The 21261-nt window shown below is 62.8% G+C and carries 20 protein-coding genes and 1 tRNA gene; 11 read left to right on the forward strand and 10 right to left on the reverse strand.

The features are described from left to right. Positions 1 to 35: 35 nt before the first annotated feature. Positions 36 to 506 carry a DUF4920 domain-containing protein gene (locus tag IPK70_06015; GenBank protein MBK8226715.1) on the reverse strand — a complete coding sequence of 157 codons (471 nt, stop codon included), beginning with the start codon at positions 504 to 506 and terminating at the stop codon, positions 36 to 38. 119 nt (positions 507 to 625) lie between these two features. Here IPK70_06015 and IPK70_06020 point away from each other — a divergent pair, with 119 nt between their 5' ends. From IPK70_06020 to IPK70_06030, 3 genes are read left to right on the forward strand one after another with little or no spacing between them, the layout of a single operon-like run. Continuing rightward, entirely contained in the window at positions 626 to 2563 is a 1938-nt protein-coding gene (locus IPK70_06020; protein ID MBK8226716.1) for a S9 family peptidase, read from the forward strand. Between the two features lie 27 nt (positions 2564 to 2590). Further along, positions 2591 to 2830, forward strand: a complete 240-nt coding sequence (locus tag IPK70_06025) for a hypothetical protein (GenBank protein ID MBK8226717.1) — start codon at positions 2591 to 2593, stop codon at positions 2828 to 2830. Beyond that, the gene (locus tag IPK70_06030) at positions 2830 to 3825 is read left to right on the forward strand and encodes a PHB depolymerase family esterase (GenBank protein MBK8226718.1); all 996 of its coding nucleotides are present in this window, start codon (positions 2830 to 2832) and stop codon (positions 3823 to 3825) included. Before IPK70_06025 ends, IPK70_06030 begins: the two co-directional genes overlap by 1 nt. On the opposite strand, the gene IPK70_06035 is transcribed toward IPK70_06030, so the two are convergent. The 5 genes from IPK70_06035 to IPK70_06055 all read right to left on the reverse strand — a co-directional run bounded on the left by IPK70_06035 (position 3822) and on the right by IPK70_06055 (position 9859). Next, positions 3822 to 4442: a threonylcarbamoyl-AMP synthase gene (locus IPK70_06035; protein MBK8226719.1), complete on the reverse strand. Its 621-nt coding sequence runs from the start codon at positions 4440 to 4442 to the stop codon at positions 3822 to 3824. The two genes, IPK70_06030 and IPK70_06035, sit on opposite strands and share 4 nt — an antisense overlap. A gap of 8 nt (positions 4443 to 4450) precedes the next feature. Next, complete coding sequence (gene fsa, locus IPK70_06040; GenBank protein MBK8226720.1) at positions 4451 to 5116, reverse strand: fructose-6-phosphate aldolase; 666 nt, start codon at positions 5114 to 5116, stop codon at positions 4451 to 4453. Positions 5117 to 5227: 111 nt separating this feature from the next. Next, a complete protein-coding gene (locus IPK70_06045) occupies positions 5228 to 6652 on the reverse strand; it encodes a hypothetical protein (GenBank protein MBK8226721.1) in 1425 nt (474 codons plus the stop codon). Positions 6653 to 6686: 34 nt separating this feature from the next. Further along, positions 6687 to 7907: an isocitrate dehydrogenase (NADP(+)) gene (locus IPK70_06050; protein ID MBK8226722.1), complete on the reverse strand. Its 1221-nt coding sequence runs from the start codon at positions 7905 to 7907 to the stop codon at positions 6687 to 6689. Between the two features lie 200 nt (positions 7908 to 8107). Then, positions 8108 to 9859: a lysophospholipid acyltransferase family protein gene (locus IPK70_06055; GenBank protein MBK8226723.1), complete on the reverse strand. Its 1752-nt coding sequence runs from the start codon at positions 9857 to 9859 to the stop codon at positions 8108 to 8110. A 264-nt stretch (positions 9860 to 10123) separates the two neighbouring features. Here IPK70_06055 and IPK70_06060 point away from each other — a divergent pair, with 264 nt between their 5' ends. Then, positions 10124 to 11047, forward strand: coding sequence for a peptidoglycan DD-metalloendopeptidase family protein (locus tag IPK70_06060; protein ID MBK8226724.1), 924 nt, complete (start codon positions 10124 to 10126; stop codon positions 11045 to 11047). Here IPK70_06060 and IPK70_06065 read toward each other — a convergent pair. From IPK70_06065 to IPK70_06075, 3 genes are all read right to left on the reverse strand, one after another. Further along, the gene (locus IPK70_06065; protein ID MBK8226725.1) at positions 11038 to 11643 is read right to left on the reverse strand and encodes a hypothetical protein; all 606 of its coding nucleotides are present in this window, start codon (positions 11641 to 11643) and stop codon (positions 11038 to 11040) included. The two genes, IPK70_06060 and IPK70_06065, sit on opposite strands and share 10 nt — an antisense overlap. Positions 11644 to 11699: 56 nt before the next feature. Next, positions 11700 to 11786 (reverse strand) — tRNA-Leu (locus IPK70_06070). Between the two features lie 235 nt (positions 11787 to 12021). Further along, a complete protein-coding gene (locus IPK70_06075) occupies positions 12022 to 12399 on the reverse strand; it encodes a hypothetical protein (protein ID MBK8226726.1) in 378 nt (125 codons plus the stop codon). Between the two features lie 101 nt (positions 12400 to 12500). On the opposite strand from IPK70_06075, the gene surE reads away from it, so the two are divergent. The 7 genes from surE to IPK70_06110 are packed head-to-tail and all read left to right on the forward strand — an operon-like array spanning position 12501 to position 19337. Next, positions 12501 to 13280 (forward strand): 5'/3'-nucleotidase SurE, encoded by a 780-nt coding sequence (surE, locus tag IPK70_06080; GenBank protein ID MBK8226727.1) that lies wholly within the window; start codon positions 12501 to 12503, stop codon positions 13278 to 13280. Beyond that, a complete protein-coding gene (locus tag IPK70_06085) occupies positions 13267 to 13596 on the forward strand; it encodes a hypothetical protein (protein MBK8226728.1) in 330 nt (109 codons plus the stop codon). Before surE ends, IPK70_06085 begins: the two co-directional genes overlap by 14 nt. Continuing rightward, complete coding sequence (gene lpxB, locus IPK70_06090) at positions 13596 to 14750, forward strand: lipid-A-disaccharide synthase (protein MBK8226729.1); 1155 nt, start codon at positions 13596 to 13598, stop codon at positions 14748 to 14750. Before IPK70_06085 ends, lpxB begins: the two co-directional genes overlap by 1 nt. Before the next feature lie 33 nt (positions 14751 to 14783). Further along, a complete protein-coding gene (locus IPK70_06095) occupies positions 14784 to 15992 on the forward strand; it encodes a SpoIID/LytB domain-containing protein (protein ID MBK8226730.1) in 1209 nt (402 codons plus the stop codon). Between the two features lies 1 nt (position 15993). After that, on the forward strand, positions 15994 to 17196 hold the full coding sequence (locus IPK70_06100; protein MBK8226731.1) for a class I SAM-dependent rRNA methyltransferase: 1203 nt from the start codon (positions 15994 to 15996) through the stop codon (positions 17194 to 17196). A 27-nt stretch (positions 17197 to 17223) separates the two neighbouring features. After that, positions 17224 to 18711, forward strand: coding sequence for a ComEC/Rec2 family competence protein (locus IPK70_06105; protein MBK8226732.1), 1488 nt, complete (start codon positions 17224 to 17226; stop codon positions 18709 to 18711). Beyond that, a complete protein-coding gene (locus IPK70_06110; GenBank protein ID MBK8226733.1) occupies positions 18711 to 19337 on the forward strand; it encodes a hypothetical protein in 627 nt (208 codons plus the stop codon). Before IPK70_06105 ends, IPK70_06110 begins: the two co-directional genes overlap by 1 nt. Before the next feature lie 467 nt (positions 19338 to 19804). On the opposite strand, the gene IPK70_06115 is transcribed toward IPK70_06110, so the two are convergent. Beyond that, complete coding sequence (locus IPK70_06115; protein ID MBK8226734.1) at positions 19805 to 21259, reverse strand: glyceraldehyde-3-phosphate dehydrogenase; 1455 nt, start codon at positions 21257 to 21259, stop codon at positions 19805 to 19807. Positions 21260 to 21261: the final 2 nt, after the last annotated feature.

Here is a 21261-nt window from a genome sequence, read left to right on the forward strand (position 1 = left end):
GCCTTGGTCGCGATGCATGCTGCACCGTCACGCGATCAGAAGGTGATCAGCACGCCGTCCGCGAGGAACATGAGGTTGTTCTCGGGCTCGGTGATCTTCTCGATCTCCTCCTTGCTCTTGCCCGCGTCCTCTGCGTAGTGGCGCAGGGTGGCCACATCCACCACTTCCTTGGTGGCGTAGCCCTGCAGCACGGCGCGCTTTCCCTCGAGGCCCTTGGTGGGAACGAAGAAGCCGTAATCCTTGAAGCGCACCATCATCTTCTGGTCGTTGGGCATCTGCACGGTCATCCAGCAGCCCTTCTTCACGCAGCTGGTGATGATCTCGCACTCGAGCTTCACGGCCATGCTGTCGGCGGTGCTCATGGCCTTGGCGAGGTCGGCGGTGCTGATGGCGCCATCAGCGGTGATCCTGGCGCCGTAGCTGTGGATGTCCTGCGCCGTTGCAGGCGCATTGTTGCAGGCCAGTGCGATGGTTGCGGCGATGAAAGCGGTGCAGAGGGGCTTCATGGTGTTCGGTTTGCGCGGCGAAGATCGCCGTTTGGCCGGAGCTTCGGGCATGATCTTCGGCAGGATGCGTTAATTGGTCTGAACGCGGAAGGCATGGCGGTTACCTTGCCGCCATCCTCATGCGAGCCATCACCTTCCAACTCCTGACCCTTGCGCTTCTCCCGTTGACCACGGCGGCCCAAGGTCCCACCATCCCCGTCACCGATAACCTCACCGTCGAGGGCATCCCTCCATTGCCTGCCAGCCTGGTCAGCGAGGTGCGCTCCTACACGGAAGGACGAGGGGCCTCGCTCGCGGCTTGGCATCCCGTGCGCAAGGAGATGCTCATCAGCACGCGCTTCGGCAACACCAGTCAGCTGCACCAGGTGAAGTTCCCTGGCGGTGCGCGCATGCAGATCACGTTCTACGAGGATGCGGTCGGAGGCGCCAACTACGAGCCGAATGGAGGCCGTTACTTCCTCTTCAACAAGGATGCGGGCGGCAACGAGTTCAGCCAGCTCTACCGCATGGACCCGGATGGCAGGGCGACCCTGCTCACCGATGGCAAACGATCGCAGAACGGGGGAGGGGCGTGGAGCCGCGATGGCAAGCGCATCGCCTACAGCAGCACCATGCGCAACGGCAAGGACCGCGACATCCGCGTGATGGATCCCTTGGATCCGGCGACCGACCGCGTGGTGGCCGAGAACAGCGGCGGCGGCTGGGGCATCAGCGATTGGAGCGCCGATGACAAGCAGCTCCTGATGGGCGAAGGGATCTCCGTGAACGAGAGCCGCATCTTTCTGCTCGACATCGCCACCGGGGCGAAGACGCGTTTGCTTCCATTGAAGGACGAGCGCACCACCTACCGCGCCATCGCCTGGAACGCGGAGGGCACGGGCATCTTCCTCACGAGCAACAAGGACAGTGAGTTCAACCGGCTTTGCTTCTACGACATGAAGACGAAGAAGCTCACGCCCATCACGGCTGCGATACCGTGGGATGTGGCCGGCGTTGAGATCACGCATGACCGTTCGCGCATGGCCTTCACCACCAACGAGGACGGCCTCTCGAAGCTCTACCTCCTCGACACGCGCACGCTCGCTTACGAGGAAGTGCCTGGAATGCCTGTTGGCCTCATCGGCGGATTGAGCTTCACGAAGGACGGCCGGGCGCTCGGACTCACGCTCACCACCTACGCCAGCACGAGCGATGCGTTCGAGCTGGATCTGGCCAGCAAGAAGCTGCTCCGTTGGACGGAGAGCGAGCTCGGCGGCATGGATGTGAGCGGCCTGCGTGCGCCTGAGCTGGTGAAATGGCCTTCGTTCGACAAGCGCACGATCAGCGGCTACCTCTATCGGCCGCACGCGAAGTTCACCGGCAAGCGGCCCGTGATCATCAATATCCACGGCGGGCCCGAGGGGCAATCGCGTCCCGGCTTCCAAGGCCGCAACAAATTCTTCCTGAACGAGCTGGGCGTGGCCATCATCTACCCCAACGTGCGCGGATCCAGCGGCTACGGCAAGACCTTCCTCGATCTGGACAACGGTTACAAACGCGAGGAGAGCGTCAAGGACATCGGCGCGCTGCTCGACTGGATCGCGGCGCAGCCCGACCTCGATGCCGACCGCGTGATGGTGACCGGCGGCAGCTACGGCGGGTACATGACACTGGCCGTGAGCGTGCTCTACGCCGATCGCATCCGTTGCGCGCTCGATGTGGTGGGCATCAGCAACTTCAACACCTTCCTGAAGAACACCGAGGACTACCGCCGCGACCTGCGCCGCGTGGAGTACGGCGATGAACGTGATCCGAAGATGGCCGCCTTCCTCGAGGGCATCTCACCGCTCAATCACGCGGAGAAGATCACCAAGCCGCTCTTCATCGTGCAGGGCGGGAATGATCCGCGCGTGCCCGCCAGCGAGGCCGTGCAGATGAAGGACCGCATCAAGGAGAAGGGCGGTACCGTCTGGTTCCTCATGGCCAACGACGAGGGGCACGGCTTCCGCAAGAAGGGCAACAGCGATTTCCAGTTCTATGCGACGATCGCATTTGTCCGGGAGCATCTGCTGAAATGAGGCCGGATGGAGCCGTTGGCCTTGTCGATGGCGTTCGTGCTGCTGCTTGGCGGAGGCATCGGCTGCATCCCGCTTCTTCTGCTATTCGTTGATTACCGGAAGCGCGGCCAGATCCATAAGCCCTTTCTCTACATCGCTGCCTTCGGTCTCACGTTCACCATGGTCCTGCCTTTCCTGCTGAAGAGCCTTGGCATCTGGATCGCGCTGGCTGCACCGATCGTTCTCTTCATCATGGTGCTCGTCACGCGACGGCCTACCAGGTCCTGATGCCATTGCGCATGAACGGACTGATCAAGCAAGGCCTTTGCGCACTCGCCTTTCTGTCAGGCGCGCACCGTGCGATCGGCGACGCAGAAGGAGGGAAGCGGGCCGCGCTGGTCGAGGTTCAATCTTTCGGCAACAACCCCGGCAACCTGCGCATGTTCGTGCGCGCGCCCCACGGAGCTGAATCGCTCGGAGGCAAGCGGCCCATGGTGATGGTGCTGCACGGCTGCGGGCAGGATGCCGAGTCGATCCTGAAGCTCAGCGGCTGGGGCGCCATAGCGGACAGCGCGGGCGCCTACCTCGTCCTCGCGCAGCAGAAGCGCAGCAACAACCCGATGCGCTGCTTCAATTGGTACCGGCAGGCCGACGCGCTCCCTGGGCGCGGCGAGGTATTCTCCATTGCGCAGATGATCGAGCATGCGGTTGCGCGTTTCCCGATCGATCGCGCGCGCGTGAGCGCTTACGGCGTTTCTGCGGGTGCGGCCATGGCGGTGGCCCTGGCGGCCTGCCATCCGGACCTGCTGCAGCAGGCCGCCATCGTGGCGGGTGCGCCGTATGGGGGAGTCGCGAAGGGCGATGCGGATCGAAGGCCGGTGGTGCATCCCGATGCGCTCACGCCGGTGCAGTGGGCCGAGCGTGTCCGTCAGGTAGCGCTCGATCCGGTTGATCGTTACCCGAGGATCGTGGTGGTTCATGGGGTCCGTGACCCGGTGGCCGATTTCGGGCTGGCGCGCGCGCTCGTGGCGCAATGGACGTCTGTTGCCGGGGCCGACAGCGTCCCCGAGGCCAAGGAACGGGTCGACGCGCGTGCTGCTGTGGTGCGCATGAGCTTCCGTGATTCATCGGGCACTGAGCCCGTGGTGCTCTACCGCATCGAGGAATTGGGCCATCGCCTGGCGCAGGATGATGAGGGCAGAGGCGGCTGGAACGGCAAGGACATCGGCTTCAACAGCACACGGGCGATCGCGCGCGAGTTCGGGCTGATGCCGCAGGACTAGAGAACAGCGCTTGGATCGCCCTTGCCTTGGCGCACCACCAAGGGCTCGCTTTGGCTGAGGTCGATCACCGTGCTCGGCTCCAACCCGCACGGACCTGCATCGAGCACCATGGCCAGCTGATGGCCGAAGAGCTCCTCGATCCGCCACGCTTCGGAGGTGTGGTCGAGCAAGGTGTCCGGATCATGCACGCTCGTGGCGGCGAGCGCGTGCCCCAATTCCTTCACGATGGCTTGCGGCACGGCGTGGTCGGGCACACGGATCCCGATGGTCTTGCGATTGTTCTTGAACAGCTTCGGGATGGCCGTGCTGGCCGGCAGGATGAAGGTGAACGGGCCGGGCAGCGCGCGCTTCACGATGCGGTACGCAGCTGTTTCGGTCACTCGCGCGTAGTCGCTCAGGTGGCTCAGGCTCTCGCAGATCAGCGAGAGCTCCGCTTTGCCGCGCTTGCCGCCCTTCAATCGCGCCAGCTCTTCAACGGCACGCGCGCTCTCTGCGCTGCACACGAAGGCATGCACCGTGTCCGTTGGGCACACGATCACTTCGCCGGCGCGCAGCGCGTCAACCGCCGCCTTGATCTTGCGCGGCTCAGGATGCGTGGGATGGATATCGACCAGCACGGCTGCGCTCAGGCCTTCACGGCTGCGGCCTTGCGGTGATCGGCCAGGAACTTCTCCAGGCCGATGGTGGTGAGCGGGTGGTCGAACAGCGCGGTGATCGCGCTCAGCGGGCAGGTGGCCACATCAGCGCCCACCTCGGCGCACTGGATGATGTGCATGGGGTGGCGGATGCTCGCCGCGAGCACTTCGGTGCGATAGCCGTAGTTGTCATAGATCAAGCGGATCTGCTCGATCAGCTGCACGCCGTCGGTGCTCACGTCATCCAAACGGCCGATGAAGGGCGATACGAACGTGGCGCCGGCCTTCGCCGCCAGCAAGGCCTGGCCAGCGCTGAACACCAGCGTGCAGTTGGTCCTGATGCCCTTGCTGCTGAAGTGCTTGAGCGCCTTCACGCCATCGCGGATCATGGGCACCTTCACCACGATGTTGGGGTGCAGCGCGGCCAATGCCTCGCCTTCGCGCACGATGCCGGCGTGATCGGTGCTGATCACTTCGGCGCTCACGGGGCCGTCAACGATGCTGCAGATGTCGATGTAGTGCTGGCGCACGCGGTCCTCACCGCTGATGCCTTCCTTGGCCATGAGCGATGGATTGGTCGTCACGCCGTCGAGCACGCCGAGGTCCTGGGCTTCCTTGATCTGCGCGAGGCTCGCGGTGTCGATGAAGAACTTCATGCTTGGATCGCCGCAGCCGTTGGTGCGTTGGCGCGGCCGCGAAGGTATTGTCCCTTCAGTTGCTGAAAGGGCTGCGTGTTGCTGTGGTTGGAGGATGAACGTGCTCGCCGCTCAATGGTCCAGCACCCCGATCTTCACCTGGTAGAGCACAAGCGGGTCGTAGCTATCCTCCAAGCCGTACCAACGGAGGTAGCGGTGCGTCCAGCCCGGGCACCCGGTTGCCAATCGCTCCATGCTCACCACGCTATCCAGATTCCTGCTCTCGGGCGCCAGCACCAGGTGGGTTGATCTCGATTTCGCGGGGACGACCTTCTCGGTGATGGTCTCAGTGCTTCCCGCTGATAGGTAGAAGGGAGGTATCCATTGCCGCCAATCGCCGATCAGGTCGATGCGGACCCGTTCATCGCCGAAGCGCGTGCGGATCTCCTTCGCGAGGGCGACGCGTCCGTTGCCTGCGGGAGTGAGGGCCGCCACGACCAGCGCGAGCAGGTTGATCGCCGCGAAGGGGAAGAGCAGCCGAAGCCAGAGATCGCGCTTCATCGTCACAGGCCAGCGATCCCAGAGGGCATCCCACGCGGCCACCAAGAGCCAGGGCATCAGGGGCGCAAGCGGGAAGAGGAAGCGCGGCTCTTTGATGGGCATGAAGGAATGCGCCATGAGGAAGGGGAGGATCAGCCACACCAGAATGTGCTTCGGTTTCAAGAGGACGAGGACAGCGCAGGCGCCAAAGAGCATCAATGCCACGGGCGGCGTTGCGTATTTCACGATGAAGAGCACGTGCTGGTACCATGGCAACACGGTGAATCGCCAAGCCTCTTCGCCGGTCATCGCTGCCAGTCCATAGTTCCAGAGGGCAACGGTGAAGGTGCCGTACGCAACCGCATCCACGCCAATGCCGATGGCGATCGCAGCCGCGCCTCCGCCGACGATCCGAAGCAGGCGTGACCGCGATTCCTTCTTCACGAGAAGCAGCCAGAGCATAGCAGCCACCGGCAGCAATGCCACCGCAGGCCTGCAGATCACGGCGGCTCCCCACCACGCACCGATGGCCCAAGGGCTCCTCGGTTTCTCCCCCAGCAGCAAGGACAGCCCACGCGCGAACAGCAGTGCGCTCCACGCTTCTCCGGAGAAGCGGATCAGCAGCACCGGCACGAACCAGAGGAACCAGCTGAGCGCATCAAGGGCCTGGTGATTCTCGGTTCGCAGCTCCGGCTTCACGGCGCGCACAAGGCCATGCATCACCCAAAGCGCGAGCACGGCGGTGATCAGCCGCAGCAGCAAGGTGAGCGTGAAAGGATTGGAGATGCCGATCGCCGCGCAGGCCTCGAATACCCCTGCGGCGATGACCGGGAGCAAGTTGCTGCGCCAGGCGCGTTGGAAGTCAATCGGCATGGCATCGGCCTCCATGTTCCCGCGCAAGTGCTCCGCGACCAGGATCACATGCTGGAACTCGTCCTCAGAGGAATGGCCCACGCCGAACCACGCGCACGTGATCAGAACCAGTGCAGCGAGTACGAGGTTCCAGCGGTGCGCCATGGTACGCGGTGGCCACTAAGATGGCCCCATTGCCTCAAGCCCGCTCGATACCCTCCCGCAGCGCCTCCATGAATTTCTCCGTGGTGAGGTAATGCTCGGCGCTCACCTTCTCTCCATGGATGCAGGCCGCGAGGTCCTTGGTCATCTTGCCGCTTTCCACGGTCCTGATGCACACGGCTTCGAGCGAATTGGCGAAGTCGATCAGTGCGGTGTTGCCATCGAGCTTGCCGCGGAAAGCCAGGCCGCGCGTCCACGCGAAGATGCTGGCGATGGGATTGGTGCTGGTGGGCTTGCCCTGCTGGTGCATGCGATAGTGGCGCGTCACCGTGCCGTGCGCGGCTTCCGCTTCCATCGTCTTGCCGTCGGGGGTGATGAGCACGCTGGTCATCAGGCCCAGTGAACCGAAGCCTTGCGCCACGGTATCGCTCTGAACGTCGCCGTCATAGTTCTTGCAGGCCCACACGTAGCCGCCGCTCCACTTCATGGCGCTGGCCACCATGTCGTCGATCAAGCGGTGCTCGTACACGATGCCGGCTTCCTGGAACGCGGCCTTGAAGTCTTTCTGGTAAACCTCCTCGAAGATGTCCTTGAAGCGGCCGTCGTACTTCTTCAGGATGGTGTTCTTGGTGCTCAGGTAGAGCGGCCACTTCTTGGCCAGCGCCAGGTTGAAGCAGCTGCGCGCGAAGCCTTCGATGCTCTCATCCGTGTTGTACATGCTCAGGGCCACGCCGTTGCCCTCGAAGTCGTACACGTTCCACGTCTGCGCTTCGCTGCCATCGTCAGGGGTGAAGGTCATGGTGAGCTTGCCCTTGCCCTTGATCACGGCATCCGTAGCACGGTACTGATCACCGAAGGCATGGCGGCCGATCACGATGGGCTGCGTCCAGCCGGGAACAAGCCGTGGGATGTTGCTGATCACGATGGGCTCGCGGAACACGGTGCCGCCCAAGATGTTGCGGATGGTGCCGTTGGGGCTCTTCCACATCTGCTTCAGCCCGAATTCCTTCACGCGCGCTTCATCGGGCGTGATCGTCGCGCATTTGATCCCCACGCTGTGCTTCAGGATCGCCTTCGCGCTCTCCACCGTAACCTTGTCGTCGGTCCTGTCGCGGCTTTCCATGCCCAAGTCGTAGTACTCGATGGGCACTTCCACGTACGGGAGGATCAGTTGCTCCTTGATCCACTTCCAGATGATGCGGGTCATTTCATCGCCATCGAGCTCGACTACAGGGTTGGCCACTTTGATCTTCGGCATGGGTTCAGCGGACGGTTGAGGGTTGGAGGTTGTCCCGGGTCAAGCCCTGGATGGCAAGGCAGGTTGAGGGTTGGCTTCGCGATTCGGATGCGGCGGCGAATTTACCCGCGGAGGTTGAAGAACCTGAATCCCTTGCCGTGCGCGCGCTTCAGCTCTTGAGCGTTGGATGATCGATCCTCGACCGCTCAAGGCCCCAGCGATCAAACCTCGCTCATTCCCTTCCGCAGGTCCTCCACAGTCTTCTCGGGCAGCTTTTTGAGGTCGAGCACCATGAGGCCATCGAGGGCATCGTTGAATTTGGGATCGCGGTTGAAGCCGATGATGCGCGCGTTGAGCAGCAGGTACTTCTTGAGCAGCACGGGCATCGCGGTCTCATGCGGGTCGATCTCCGCGATCAAGCGGTCCATCTTCTTCAGGTCCGCCTTGCTGGCTTCCACCAGGGCCTCGCTATCGGCCTTGTCGAGCTTGATGCGGAAGCGGTGGCGCGGATGCACATGCTTCGCCAGTTCGTGGTCGTAGTGGTTGAGCCTCACGAATTCCATGATGAGCGTGCGGGAGAACCGGCTATAGGTTCCGCTGATGCTCACCGGGCCGATGAGGTAGTGCTGGTCGGGGTTGGCGATCAGGTGAAGCAGCAGGCCTCGCCAGAGCATGAAGAGCGGGAGCCGCTGGCGCTGGTATTCGGGCGAGATGAAGGAGCGGCCGAGCTCGAAGCTGCGCCTGAGCACGCGCTCCATGGGCCGGTCCATGCGGAAGAGGGTGCTGGTGTAGAATCCTCGCTTGCCGTAGCGCGCCATGATCTTGCGGCCGTCGCCGATGCGGTATGCGCCCACGAGCTGCTGCTTCTCGCGGTCCCACAGGAAGAGGTGCTCGTAGTAGAGGTCGAATTCATCGAGGTCGATGGCCTTGTTGGTGCCTTCGCCCGCGGCCCTGAACGTGAGCTCGCGCAAGCGGCCGATCTCGCGAAGGATCCCCGGTATGCGGTGGCTCGACGCCAGATAGAGGTCGAACTCGGCTTGCTGGTTGATCCGGAGGTCCTCGATGCCTGCGACCTCCTTCGTCAAGGCCTCTGTGCCGATATGCTCCACGAGGTCCTTCGGCTTGCTCGGGAATCGCAATGGGGCGAAGAGCTCGCGCTTCACCTGCATGCCGCTGCCCAGGGCGTAGGTCTTCGCGCGCAGGTAGCGGGCCAGGTTCTCAGCGTTGCCGAAGGCCGCCACATCCTTCGCGCTGATGGGCTTGCCGATGCGCATGCGCACGGTGCGCCCGCGCATGCGCAGCATCTCGTTGGGCAGCACCAGGGTGCGAAGATTGGGGTGGATCATGCCCAGCATCTGGAACACCAGGCTGTTGGCACCATCGAACCAGACCGGCACGACGGGCACTTCGGCGCGTTGCAGGATCTTGATCACCGGGGTCTTCCAGCGGGGATCGGCCACGGACCGGACGTCCGTCCGCCAGCTGCTCACCTCGCCGGCCGGGAACACGCCCAAGGCATGTCCTTCAGTGACGTGCGCCAAGGCCTGCCTCATGCCTTGGAAGCTGCTCTGCGAGCTGATCCCCTCAAGGGGGTTCACGCCGATGAAACGATCACTGAGCGGTGCGAGCTGCCGTAGCAGGAAATTCGCCATCACCTTCAGGTCGGGCCGCCTTTCGCCTAGGATCTTCACCAAGGCAAGGCCATCGATCGCGCCATACGGATGATTGGCCACGAAGACCACGCCGCCTTCCAGGGGCACGTGGTCAAGGTCTTCGGAGGGCACCTCGACCTCCAGGTCAAGCTCTTTGAAAACCGCGTCCGTGAACTCCAGGTCGCTGAGATGCGCCGTGTTCGAATAGATCTTCTCCAAGCGCTTCAGGCCGCTCACCTCGGTGAGCAAGGCGATGCGCGGATCGCCTTCGCGCATGTGGCTGGCCTTGGCCAACTCCGCGGGTTCCACGATTCGCTTCATCGCGAGCGAATGTACCGACCGACCTAACCCGGGCAGTCCGTGTTGATAAGATGCGTGTTACCCAGGCCACGCAGGTGCATTGACGGATTGACCTGAACCCATTGGGGGAGGACCATTAACGAACCTTAACCGAGATTCATGTGGGCCTCTCTTCGATTCATCGGTGCAATGATCCAACCCATCGATAACGCCATTGCGTTGTCAGAAGTTGGCAGACTTGATCCTTGGAGGGCTGGAATGCCCGGATAGTTTTGCGGCCATCACATGCGGAAGTTTCGCACAGTCCTCGCTCCAGCCGCCCTGTTCCTGGGCTTGGCTGTACGCGCTCAGGTGCTGGACACGGCGAGCTTCGGTGGGCCTGATGGGGTCGACATCTTCGAGGAGCTCACGCCCGACGAGAACCCGGAGCACGCCCGGTTGGAGATTTCACGCGCAGCCAAGGCCCTCGGCATCCTGTGCGATGTGGGTGATTCGCTGGCGATGATCCCCGGATACGACCTCTACTGCCATTGGAACACGGAGACGATCTTCGATCGGGAGCATGCGCGCGCCGTGCATGACACGCTCTGCCTCGACTTGAGCGTTACCGGTGACGATTTCATGATGCCCTGCCCCGGTCACCTCACATCGCCTTTCGGCCCACGGCGCGGCCGCATGCACTATGGCTTGGACCTGAAGCTGGAGACCGGTGATCCGGTGATCAGCGCGTTCCCGGGCGTTGTTCGGATCTCGAAGTACAACAAGTCCTATGGCCATGTGGTCGTAGTGCGCCACCACAATGGACTTGAGACCCTCTACGCTCACTTGAGCAAGCGCCTGGTCGAGCCGGGGCATATCGTAGAGGCCGGAGACACCTTGGGGAAAGGAGGCAACACCGGCCGCAGCTATGGCAGCCATCTGCATTTCGAAGTGCGCTTCCTGGATCAACCCATCGACCCCTCGCTGATCGTTGACGTTGAGAATGGGACCTTGAAGGCCAAGACCTTCGATATCCACAAGGGCACCTTCGCGACCATGGCAGCTGCCAAGGCCCAGTTGGGCGCGCGCAAGTACCATGTGGTGCGCAGCGGCGACACGCTCTCGGCGATTGCAAGGCGGTACAGGACCAGTGTGTCCGCGCTCTGCCGCATCAACGGCATCAGCCAGCGGTCGGTGCTCCGGCTGGGGCAGCGCGTCCGTTACAACTGACCCTGCTCCGATGCAGCCCGCTCTTGCCGGCGCTTGAGGCGCGAGAGCTGCTCGATCATCTCCTGGTTGCGATCAGGCGAGAGCAGGTACTCGGATCCATTCGTCGCTCGCAGCAGGATCAGGTCGTGGCGCGAGCTCTCCATGCGGTCCACGAATAATCGGCCCAACCCGAACGTGTAGGAGCGCAGGCCAACGTCGATGGTGCAGAACCGCATGAATTCGGCCATGCTCTCCCGTGGGCTCGTGCCTTGCTCCTTCAGTCGCTTCTGCACCTTCCGCCGGACGTACTCACGGCACGCGATGCGCTCCATCATGCTCGCATCCAGGATCTCGCCAGCAGAGAGCTTCTCACGCTCCTTTCCCCTGATCAGCTCCAGGGAACTATCCGTGATCCGGTACTGCGCGGGCCGCTGCCTGTCGCGCACGATGGCCAACAGCGCAGCCACGACCAGGATACCTGCGCTTCCGATGATGAGCTTGATGTGGCCGAACGTGAATCCGATGGCTGCCACGGCTGATAGCAGGAATGGCGCCGATATGGCCACCACCCGCACATTCTGCCATTGCCTTCGGGTCTTGAAGAGTTTCTCGCTCATGGCTCATCGGCGAACTGCGCCCATCAACACGAAGAGCGGCCCTCACAGCCGCTCTCTGGTACCGGAGAAGGGACTCGAACCCTTACAACCTTACGGTCACACGCCCCTGAAACGTGCGCGTCTACCAATTCCGCCACTCCGGTGAGTGCCCTTACGCACAGGGGGCGCAAATATAGTCGTGCGTTCCAGCCGAGCTAATGGCCGGACCCGCCCATGGTCGTCCGGTTCCAAGCGCTGGGCCCGGAAGCACGAAGCCCCCATCCACCGGAGGCGGACAGGGGCGACGTGACTCTTCAGACTGACCTTTGAACTACTTGGACAGGCAGGTTCAACGTGGGTGCCTGCTCACGGGTTTCAAGCGATTGCATCGATCCGTGCTCAATCCCGGGCCGCAATGCCGCTGATCTCCACGTTCACGCCGCGTGGCAGGCCCTTCACAGCAACCGCTTCACGCGCCGGGGGCGCATCGGTGAAGCAGCTGCCGTACACCTCATTCACCGCTGCATAGTGGGCCATGTCACTGAGGAAAATCGTGACCTTCACCAGATTGCCGTACCCCAAGCCAGCCGCGCGCAGCAGATGGCCGATGTTCTCCATCACCTGTCGGGTCTCCGTGGCGATGTCTTCCATGTGCAAGCGGCCCTCTTGATCGAGGGCGATCTGGCCGCTGATGAAGAGAAGGCCACCGGCTTCAATCGCTGGTGTGTATGGTGCTAATGGCTTCGCGGCGTTCGGCGGGTGGATGGCTTTCTTCATGAGTCGTTGAGCAAGGGTCCTGCGGCCGGTAAATGTCTCAGTGACGGAGTGAGTCTGCAACTTCGCCCACGCGCCCTCCGGGTCGGATAGCTTTGCGGCCCATGCCTGAACGCCCGCTCATCCTGGTCACCAACGACGATGGAATCTTCGCGCCAGGCATCCGTGCGCTTACCGAGGAAATGCTGGCCTTCGGCCGTGTGCTGGTGGTTGCGCCCGATAAGCCCCAGAGCGCCATGGGCCACGCCATCACCATCCACAGCTTCCTGCGCCTGCAGCAAGTTGAGCAGGTCGCAGGCGCCGAGGCCTGGAGCTGCTCCGGTACGCCGGTGGATTGCGTGAAGCTCGCGATCTACAAGCTGCTTGGCGGCCGCAAGCCCGACCTGCTCGTTAGCGGGATCAACCACGGCGCCAACATCAGCATCAACGTCCTCTATAGCGGCACCATGAGCGCTGCGGTCGAGGGCGCCATGGAAGGCATCCCCAGTATCGGCTTCAGCCTCATGGACCACAGCATCGAAGCCGACTTCGGGCATGTGAGGCCCGTAGTGCGGAACGTGGTGGCCAATGCGCTGCAGCATGGCATGGCGCAAGGCATCTGCCTCAACGTGAATGTGCCCAAAGGGTCCGGCGCCCCGCTGAAGGGCATGCGCGTGTGCCGCCAGGCCAAGGCCAATTGGGAGGATGAGTTCGAGACGCGGCACGACCCTGGCGGCAAGGAGTACTATTGGCTGCGCGGTGAATTCCGTGGACAGGACCACGGAGAGGATACCGATGTGTGGGCGGTGGAGAATGGATACGTGAGCGTTGTGCCGACGCAGTACGACATGACCGCCCACCATGCCATCGCGGAACTGAACACCTGGCGGAATGAAGTGGGATAGCCGGCTCACGGGCTTCCTCCTGGGCATGGTGGCGCCCTTGCTCGGCTTTGCGGCTTATGGGGGCATCTACGTCACCGCCATCAGGCCGCACCACGATTTCCAATGGTTCGTGAACGACCTGTTCCTCGGCACTGCGGCCTACCAGCCGCGGATCGTGAGCCTCAGCCTCATCGCCGATGCGGCGCTCTTCTTCCTTTTCGATCGCAAGGCCATGCACCAGGCCATGCGCGGCGTGATCGTGGCGATGCTCGTTTACGGCGCGTACATCGTGTCGGTATTCATCTTCAACGAACTCTCCGATCGCGGCTGGCTGTGATGGGGACGCCAACGCATAGCAGCTCCGGCGCCAGCGGAAGGCGCATCTACATGATCGCGGGCGAGGCGAGCGGCGACCTGCATGGCGGCAACCTCTTGCGCGCGCTGTTCCAACAAGCGAGTGAACCGCTTGAAGTACGGGCTTGGGGCGGCGATCGCATGGCCGCCGCAGGCGCAGTCTTGGCCAAGCATTACCGCGAGCTGGCCTTCATGGGCTTCACCCAAGTCTTGATGAACCTGCGGACGATTCTTCGGAACATCGAGGCCTGCAAGCGCGACATCACGTCCTTCAGGCCCGATGCCTTGGTGCTGATCGACTATCCCGGCTTCAACCTTCGGATCGCGGAGTGGGCGCACGCCAAGGGCATCCCCGTGCATTACTACATCAGTCCGCAGGTGTGGGCATGGAAGAAGGGCCGTGTCCATGCGATCAAGCGTGTGGTCAGCCGCATGTACTGCATCCTTCCATTCGAGCAGGGATGGTATGCCCGCTACGGTGTCAAGGTCGATTTCGTCGGGCATCCGCTGCTGGACGCGATCGAGTACGAGGGCAGGAGCGAGTTGGCGCCGCTGCCAGGTGATGATGGGCGGCCCGTAGTGGCCTTGCTTCCGGGAAGCCGCCATCAGGAGATCAGCCGCGTGCTCCCGCTGATGGCCGCCGTGGCGAGGCGTTTCCCGGAGCAGCGCTTCGTGCTGGCTGCAGCGCCATCGGTGCCCGATGAGGCGTACGATGCGCACATCAGCGGAACAGGCATCGCGCTGGTGAAGGGCCGCACCTACGATGTGCTCCGCCATGCGCGCGCTGCGCTCGTCACCAGCGGAACGGCCACCTTGGAGACCGCGCTCTTCGGCGTGCCGGAGGTGGTGTGCTACAGCGGTGGCGCGCTCAATGTGTGGATCGCGCGGCGGCTGGTCGATATCAAGTTCATCAGCCTGGTGAACCTGATCATGGACCGGGAGGTGGTGCGCGAGCTCATTCAGGGAGACCTCACCGTGGATGCCATGAGCTTGGAATTGGAGAAGCTGCTGCGGGACGGGCCGGATCGGTCGCGCATGCTCAACGACCTCGAGGCGCTGAAGACGAAGCTCGGCGGGCCCGGCGCGAGCGCCAAGGTGGCTTCTGCCGTGTGGATAAGTCTGCATCGGGCTGGCTGATGCCCGCGGACCGCCCCGGTAGTTTCGCCGCCGATGAACCGCGCGCTATTGCTCGTTGCCTTGCTGGCGTTGCCGGCTGGGGGAGCGCTGGCGCAATCGGGTGAGCGCACCCTGAGCATCGGCTTGATGCGTGAGCGCCCCTTGAAGCAAGCACTGGTGATGAGCACGCGTGGCACCAGCAAAGTGATCGCCGATGGGGTGGTCATGGGCGAGCTCAAGAGCACCGACGGGCTCCGGATCGAGGTTGCAGGGAAGGAGATCGCCGCGCGCTCCCTGGCGATGGCCTTCACTGCCAAGCGGATCGAGGTGGTGCCATACGGCGATGGCGGTTTCAAGCTGAAGCCCGAAGGCAGCAAGAATCCGCGCGAGTACACCGGCCGATTGGAAGCCGCACTCGCCAACGGGCAGCTGCTCCTGATGAACCGCATGCCCATCGAAGCCTATGTGGCCGGAGTGGTGAGCGCCGAGGCGGGCAAGGACCACCACCACGAGTATTACAAGCTGCAAGCCGTGAGCAGCCGCACCTATGCGCTCACGAATCAGCGGAAGCACCTGGATGAAGGCTTCGATCTCTGCGACGGCGTGCATTGCCAGGTCTACCATGGCCGCAACCGAAACGACAGCATTGCCGCCGCCGTGGATGCCACCCGCAGCCTGGTGATCGTGGATTCCGAGATCAAGTTGATCCATGCCACCTTCCACAGCAACTGCGGCGGCGAGACCATGAACGCCGAGGACCTTTGGAGCAAGCATGAGCCCTACCTGCGCGCGGTGCGCGACACCTTCTGCCTGAGCGCACCGCACGCCGCATGGGAGCGCAGGCTCTCCCGCGCCGAATGGCTGGGCTACCTCGATCGCCGTTTCGGCTTCGTGGCCACGGACAGCGCCCAGCTCTCCGCGGCCTTGAACTTCGATCCGCAGTGCCGTGGGCTCTACATGCAGGGCATCTGGCCGCTCATCCATCTGAAGCACGTGCGCGAGGACCTTAAGCTGCGGAGCACCTTCTTCACGGTAAGCGCCGAAGGCGATCACGTGCTGCTCCGCGGCCGGGGCTTCGGGCATGCCGTGGGACTGTGCCAGGAAGGAGCCATGGCCATGGCACGCTCAGGGCGCACCTACACCGATATCCTGCATCACTATTTCGCGAACGTCCACCTCGTGGACCTCAGCACGCTCGATTTCTTCCGGGATGAGGGCGACTCCTTGCGCATCAACGGAGGCGCCGGCCCTAAGCCCCACTGATATGCCCCAGGCACGCATCCGCATCGATGACCGTGGCGACCGCGTGCTGCTGGGCCACCCGTGGGTGTATGCTACCCAGGTGCTGAAGGAGGAAGGGGCCTATGCGCCCGGTGATGTCGTGCTCGTGACCGATGCGAAGGGCCGGGCCATCGGCCAGGGATACATCAATCCGGCCAGCATGATCCGCGTGCGCCTGCTCACGTGGAATGCCGAGGAGCGCGTGAGCCGGCACCTTATGCGCGATCGCATCCACCGGGCATGGCAACGGCGTGCTCGCCTCGGTTATTCCCGCAGTTGCCGCGTGGCATTCGGAGAGGCCGATGGATTGCCGGGGCTCGTGGCCGACCTCTTCCACGATGCGGTTGATGGGAGGCGCGTGCTTTCCGTCCAGTTCCTCACTTTGGGCATGGAGCGCTGGCGCGATGTGATCCTTGAAGCCCTGCAGGAGTGCGTTTTGCCCAGCGGCATCTTTCTGCGGAATGATGTGCCCATCCGGGAGAAGGAAGGACTGGCGCAGGACAAGGGTTTCTTCGGCAAGCCCTTCAATACGCAACTGGTGATCGAGGAAGGCGAGGGCGCGCATGCCGTGCGCGTGCATGTGGATGTGGCCGGCGGTCAGAAGACCGGGCACTTCCTGGATCAGGTCCAGAATCACGTGGCGGCTCAGCGATTCATCGGCTCGGGACGGGTGCTGGATTGCTTCACGCATACGGGCGGCTTCGGGCTGCATGCCGCGAAGGGCGGCGCGCACGAAGTGCTCGGCCTCGACATCAGTGCCGATGCCGTGGCGATGGCCGGGCGCAATGCCGGGTTGAACGGGTTCGGGCAATGCGCATTCCGCGAGGCCAATGTCTTCGATTTCCTGACCGAGGCGAGCCGCAGCGGGAAGCAATGGGATTCCATCGTGCTCGATCCACCGGCCTTCGCGAAGAGCAAGGGCGCCATGGCCAACGCCTACCGCGGCTACAAGGAGATCAACCTGCGCGCCTTGCTCTGCTTGCCTGCAGGCGGGCGCCTGATCACCTGCAGCTGCTCGCAGCACATGTCTCCGGATGTATTCCGTGAGATGGTTGCAGAGGCTGCTCGCGATGCTGGCCGCCGGTTGCGAGAGCTGCATGATGGTGGTCAGCCGCCTGACCACGCGCCGCACTGGTCGGTTCCGGAGACGCGCTACCTGAAGTGCTTGGTGCTGGAGGTGGAGTAAGCGCCGGGTCGCTACCTTTTCGTCGCCATGACCGGATCGGACCTGCACGGCCCGTGGAGCGCCATCCATCGTGCTCCCATGGTGCGCATGGCAACGCCGTTCGCGATAGGCGTTGGCCTGGGTTTCGCACTCGAACCACCTCCGGGATCGTTGCTGCCTGTGGTCATCGCTGCATCGCTGCCAGCCTTGTTATTGGTCCTGGCGCCGCAGTCGATCGGCACCCGTTGGCAACGAGGCGCCGTGCTCTCGTTGTGGTACCTGGTATTCGGTTTGGCGTGGCAGTCGTTGCGGGACCCTGGACGCGATCCCATCGGCGCGCAGAGCGAGGTAGCGGCTGAGGGACCTTATCTGGTTCGTGTTGAGGCGGTGAATGGGGCATCGGCCAAAGCTTTCCGTGCCGATGTCACGCTGCAAGCCGGCCTTCGTCATGATGGGTGGGAAGCACTGCGTGGCCAGGCGATGGTCACCTTGTTGTCAGGCGAAGGACTATGGCCTGGCGTGGGTGACTTGCTCTTCGTGGATGCGTCATTGCGGCCGATTGAGCGGGTTCCGGATCCAGGCGGATTCGATCGCAGGGCATGGGCGCGCAGTCGGGGCATCGCCCAGGAACTTTTTGCTCCTGCGCAGCAATGGCGGATCGCCGGCCATGATCCACATTGGAGTGATGTGTTCCGCGAGTCACGTCAGGCAGTGAGCAGCTGGCTCCAACGCACCAGCCTCGAAGCTCGGGAACGAGCGCTGGTGAATGCCTTGGTGCTGGGTCAGCGCGATGATCTGGACAGCGAGCAGTCAACGGCATTCTCCCGCAGCGGGACCATCCATGTCCTTGCGGTCTCGGGGATGCACGTGGGGCTGATCTACGCCGCGCTCTCCTTCATGCTCGGATGGTGGGGAGGGAACCGTGGCAGCCGGGTGGCGCGTGGGCTGTTGATCCTGCTTGCGCTATGGGCCTACGCGGGCATCACCGGTGCCGCTCCGAGCGTGCTCCGTGCAAGCTTCATGTTCAGCTTTTTCACATTGGCTGGCATGGGGCGAAGGCGAACCGACCACTTGAACAGCCTCTTCGCCGCAGGCTTGTTCCTATTGATCTGGGACCCGGCCATGCTGCGCCATGCAGGCTTCCAGCTGTCGTTCCTTGCCGTCCTCGGGATTATCGTGTTCCATGGGCCCATTGCCGTACTGTGGTCGCCGAAGCCCTGGCTGCTGCGTCATGCGTGGTCGCTTGCAGTGGTCTCCTTCTCGGCGCAATTGCTCACGGCGCCGCTGGCAATCTGGATGTTCAAGGCTTTCCCAGTCTGGTTCCTGCCGGCGAATCTCGTGGTTGTCACCGGTGTGAGCCTCGCGGTGTTCGGCGGTGTGGCACTGATCGCGCTGCACCGTGTTCCCCTCTTGGGCGATGCGCTCGCATGGTGCATGCAGGTGCTCTTGAAAGGTGTAGGTGACATCACAGCGTGGTTCGCCCAATTGCCTTTGCCTACCCGGCCATCCGCGTCGGCGCCTTCGATATGCTCGTGATGTACCTGCTGATCTCCGCCATCGCAGCTGAGCTGATCTGGCATTGGCGGCGGGCCCGCCTGGTGTCCATCGGTTGCGTCGCGCTGCTGCTCGCGTTGGCTGCTGCGCGTTCGAAGCATCGAGCCGACGAAGCGAGCTTCGTGGTGTACGATGATACCCGTGCACTTATGGCGGCCATGGTGAAGGGCCGTGAAATGGCGATCATCGCTGAATCCGACAGCGTGCTGCGAAGCCCGTATTCGGAGAGGAGGATTGAAAGGCACATGGGGGCGATCGGAGCGGATACCGTGGTTCGTTCCGGAGCCCTTCTTTTCCAGGACCGGTTGCGCCTGTTCGGCCCCACTTGCATGGCCGGCTCGCGATGGCGTTCATCCGCTTTCGACGTCCTGTTCGTTTCCGGGGATCATGCCCCGCCGATGGACAGCGGTCATTGCGATGCAGTGGTTTTCCACGACTTGGAATACGTCCGATCCGAGTTCGTCGAGGGCTATGCCGCAGCGGGTCATTGGGTGCTGGCCGCTGGCATTTCGGGACTCAGTCGCTGGAAGTTGGTCCGGGAGGCCGAGAGGTTGGGAATACCAGTTCATGTCGTAGCGGACCAGGGTGCCTTCATCCTGACTAAGTAGTTCCATTCGGCAGTTTATCAGGAGGTTGTGATAGTCAACCTCAAGGTGGATCGAGTCGAGAATGAGTTCGAATCGCGGTCAGGAAATCCAATAATCGATCCGCGGAAATGTGTTTTTTCACAGGGTACCCCCTGTGTTTTTTCACCTGTTTTTGACGGTTTCACCTCCAGAGGTTTGTGCCATGCAACACATCAATGAACTCCTGCGCTGCGAACTGCAACCGTCAAGATTCTGGCAACGGGTCAACTGGGTTTGCAGCATCGCCTTCATCACCGGTTTCGTGGCAGTCCTGGTGATCGCTGCGGTAGGTCCGGAGTGATCCTGCTTTTCCCGACGGGCAATCGTGCCTAACTATAGACCCGTCGTAATGAGCAGCCCCAGCTTCACCGCTGGGGCTTGTTCGTTCGAGGTGGGCCATAACGAACGAAGCCCCCATTCCTGGAGGCTTCGCGCTAGGGATGGATTGCTCAGTAGTAGATCAGGCGGCGAACCTTGGCCACGAACTTGGCCAAGCGGATCACCTGCTTGGTGTAGCCGAATTCGTTGTCGTACCAGGCATAGAGCACAGCGCTCTTTCCGTCAGGGCCGACGATCGTGGCGGTGCTGTCGAATACGCTGCAGCAGGAATCTCCGATGATGTCACTGCTCACCAGCTCGGGGTCGATCTGGTAGTGGATCTGGTTCACCAGTTCGCCATTGAGCGCGGCGTGGCGGATCAGCTCGTTCACTTCGTCGCGGGTCACCTGGCGCTTCAGGTTCAGGCTCATGATGGCCAGCGATCCGTTCGGTGTTGGCACCCGCACGGCATTCGCGGTGAGCTTGTCCTTGAGGCTCGGGATGGCCTTGGTCACCGCGCTGCCGGCACCCGTGCTGGTGATCACCATGTTGATCGCGGCGCTGCGGCCTCGGCGCGGCTTCTTGTGGTAGTTGTCGAGCAGGTTCTGGTCGTTGGTGTAGGCGTGCACGGTCTCGATGTGGCCTTTCTCGATGCCGATCTGGTCCTCCATCACCTTCAGTACCGGCGAGATGGCGTTGGTGGTGCAACTGGCGGCGCTGAAGAGCTGCTCATTGTCCACATCGAGCTCCTTGTGGTTGATGCCGTACACGATGTTGGGCATCTCCTTGCCCGGCGCGGTGAGGATCACCTTGCTGACGCCCTTGGCCTTCAGGTGCCGGCCCAGCGCTTCACGCTTGGTGAAGGCGCCCGTGTTGTCGATGATCAGCGCGTTGCTGATGCCGTGCACGGTATAGTCGATGTCCTCCGGATTGTTGGCGGCGATCAGGAGCACGCGCTGGCCGTTGATGATGAGCGCCTTGCCGGGGATGTCCTCCACCACGCTTCCCTTGAATGCGCCGTGCACGCTGTCGCTGCGGAGCAGGGCGGCGCGCTTCACGATCTCCTCGTCGCTGAGGGTGCGGGTGACGATGGCGCGCAGGCGGAGCTGCTGGCCCTTGCCGGCCTGCTTCACCAGTTCACGCGCGGCGATGCGCCCGATCCGGCCGAAGCCGTAGAGCACCACATCGCGCGGCTCGAATTTGTGCTTGTCGATGCCGATGAATCCCCCGAGCGCGTTGCTCAGGAATTTGTCGAGGTCGCGCTTGCCTCCCTGGGTGAACTCCCAGGTGAGCTTGGCGATGTCGATCTTGCTGGGCGCCAGGTCCATGTCGAGCAGGGCCTTGGCCACCTGGGCGCAGGTGAACACGTCAATCGGCTTCTGCACCACGTCCTGGGCATAATGGAAGCGCTTGAGCGCCTCGCTGGTGCTGATGTCGAGCAGCTGGTCGCGGAAGAAGACGAGCTCCACGCCTTTGCCGTACATCAATTGGCCCGCGGCACTGAGCAGCTCAACGGCGGCGCGTTCGCGGGCAACGAATTCCTTCAGGCCGGCTTCGTAACCGGCTTTCGCTTCGAGGGTTTCCATTC

It is taken from the genome of Flavobacteriales bacterium (assembly GCA_016712535.1).
Lineage (GTDB): Bacteria > Bacteroidota > Bacteroidia > Flavobacteriales_F > PHOS-HE28 > PHOS-HE28.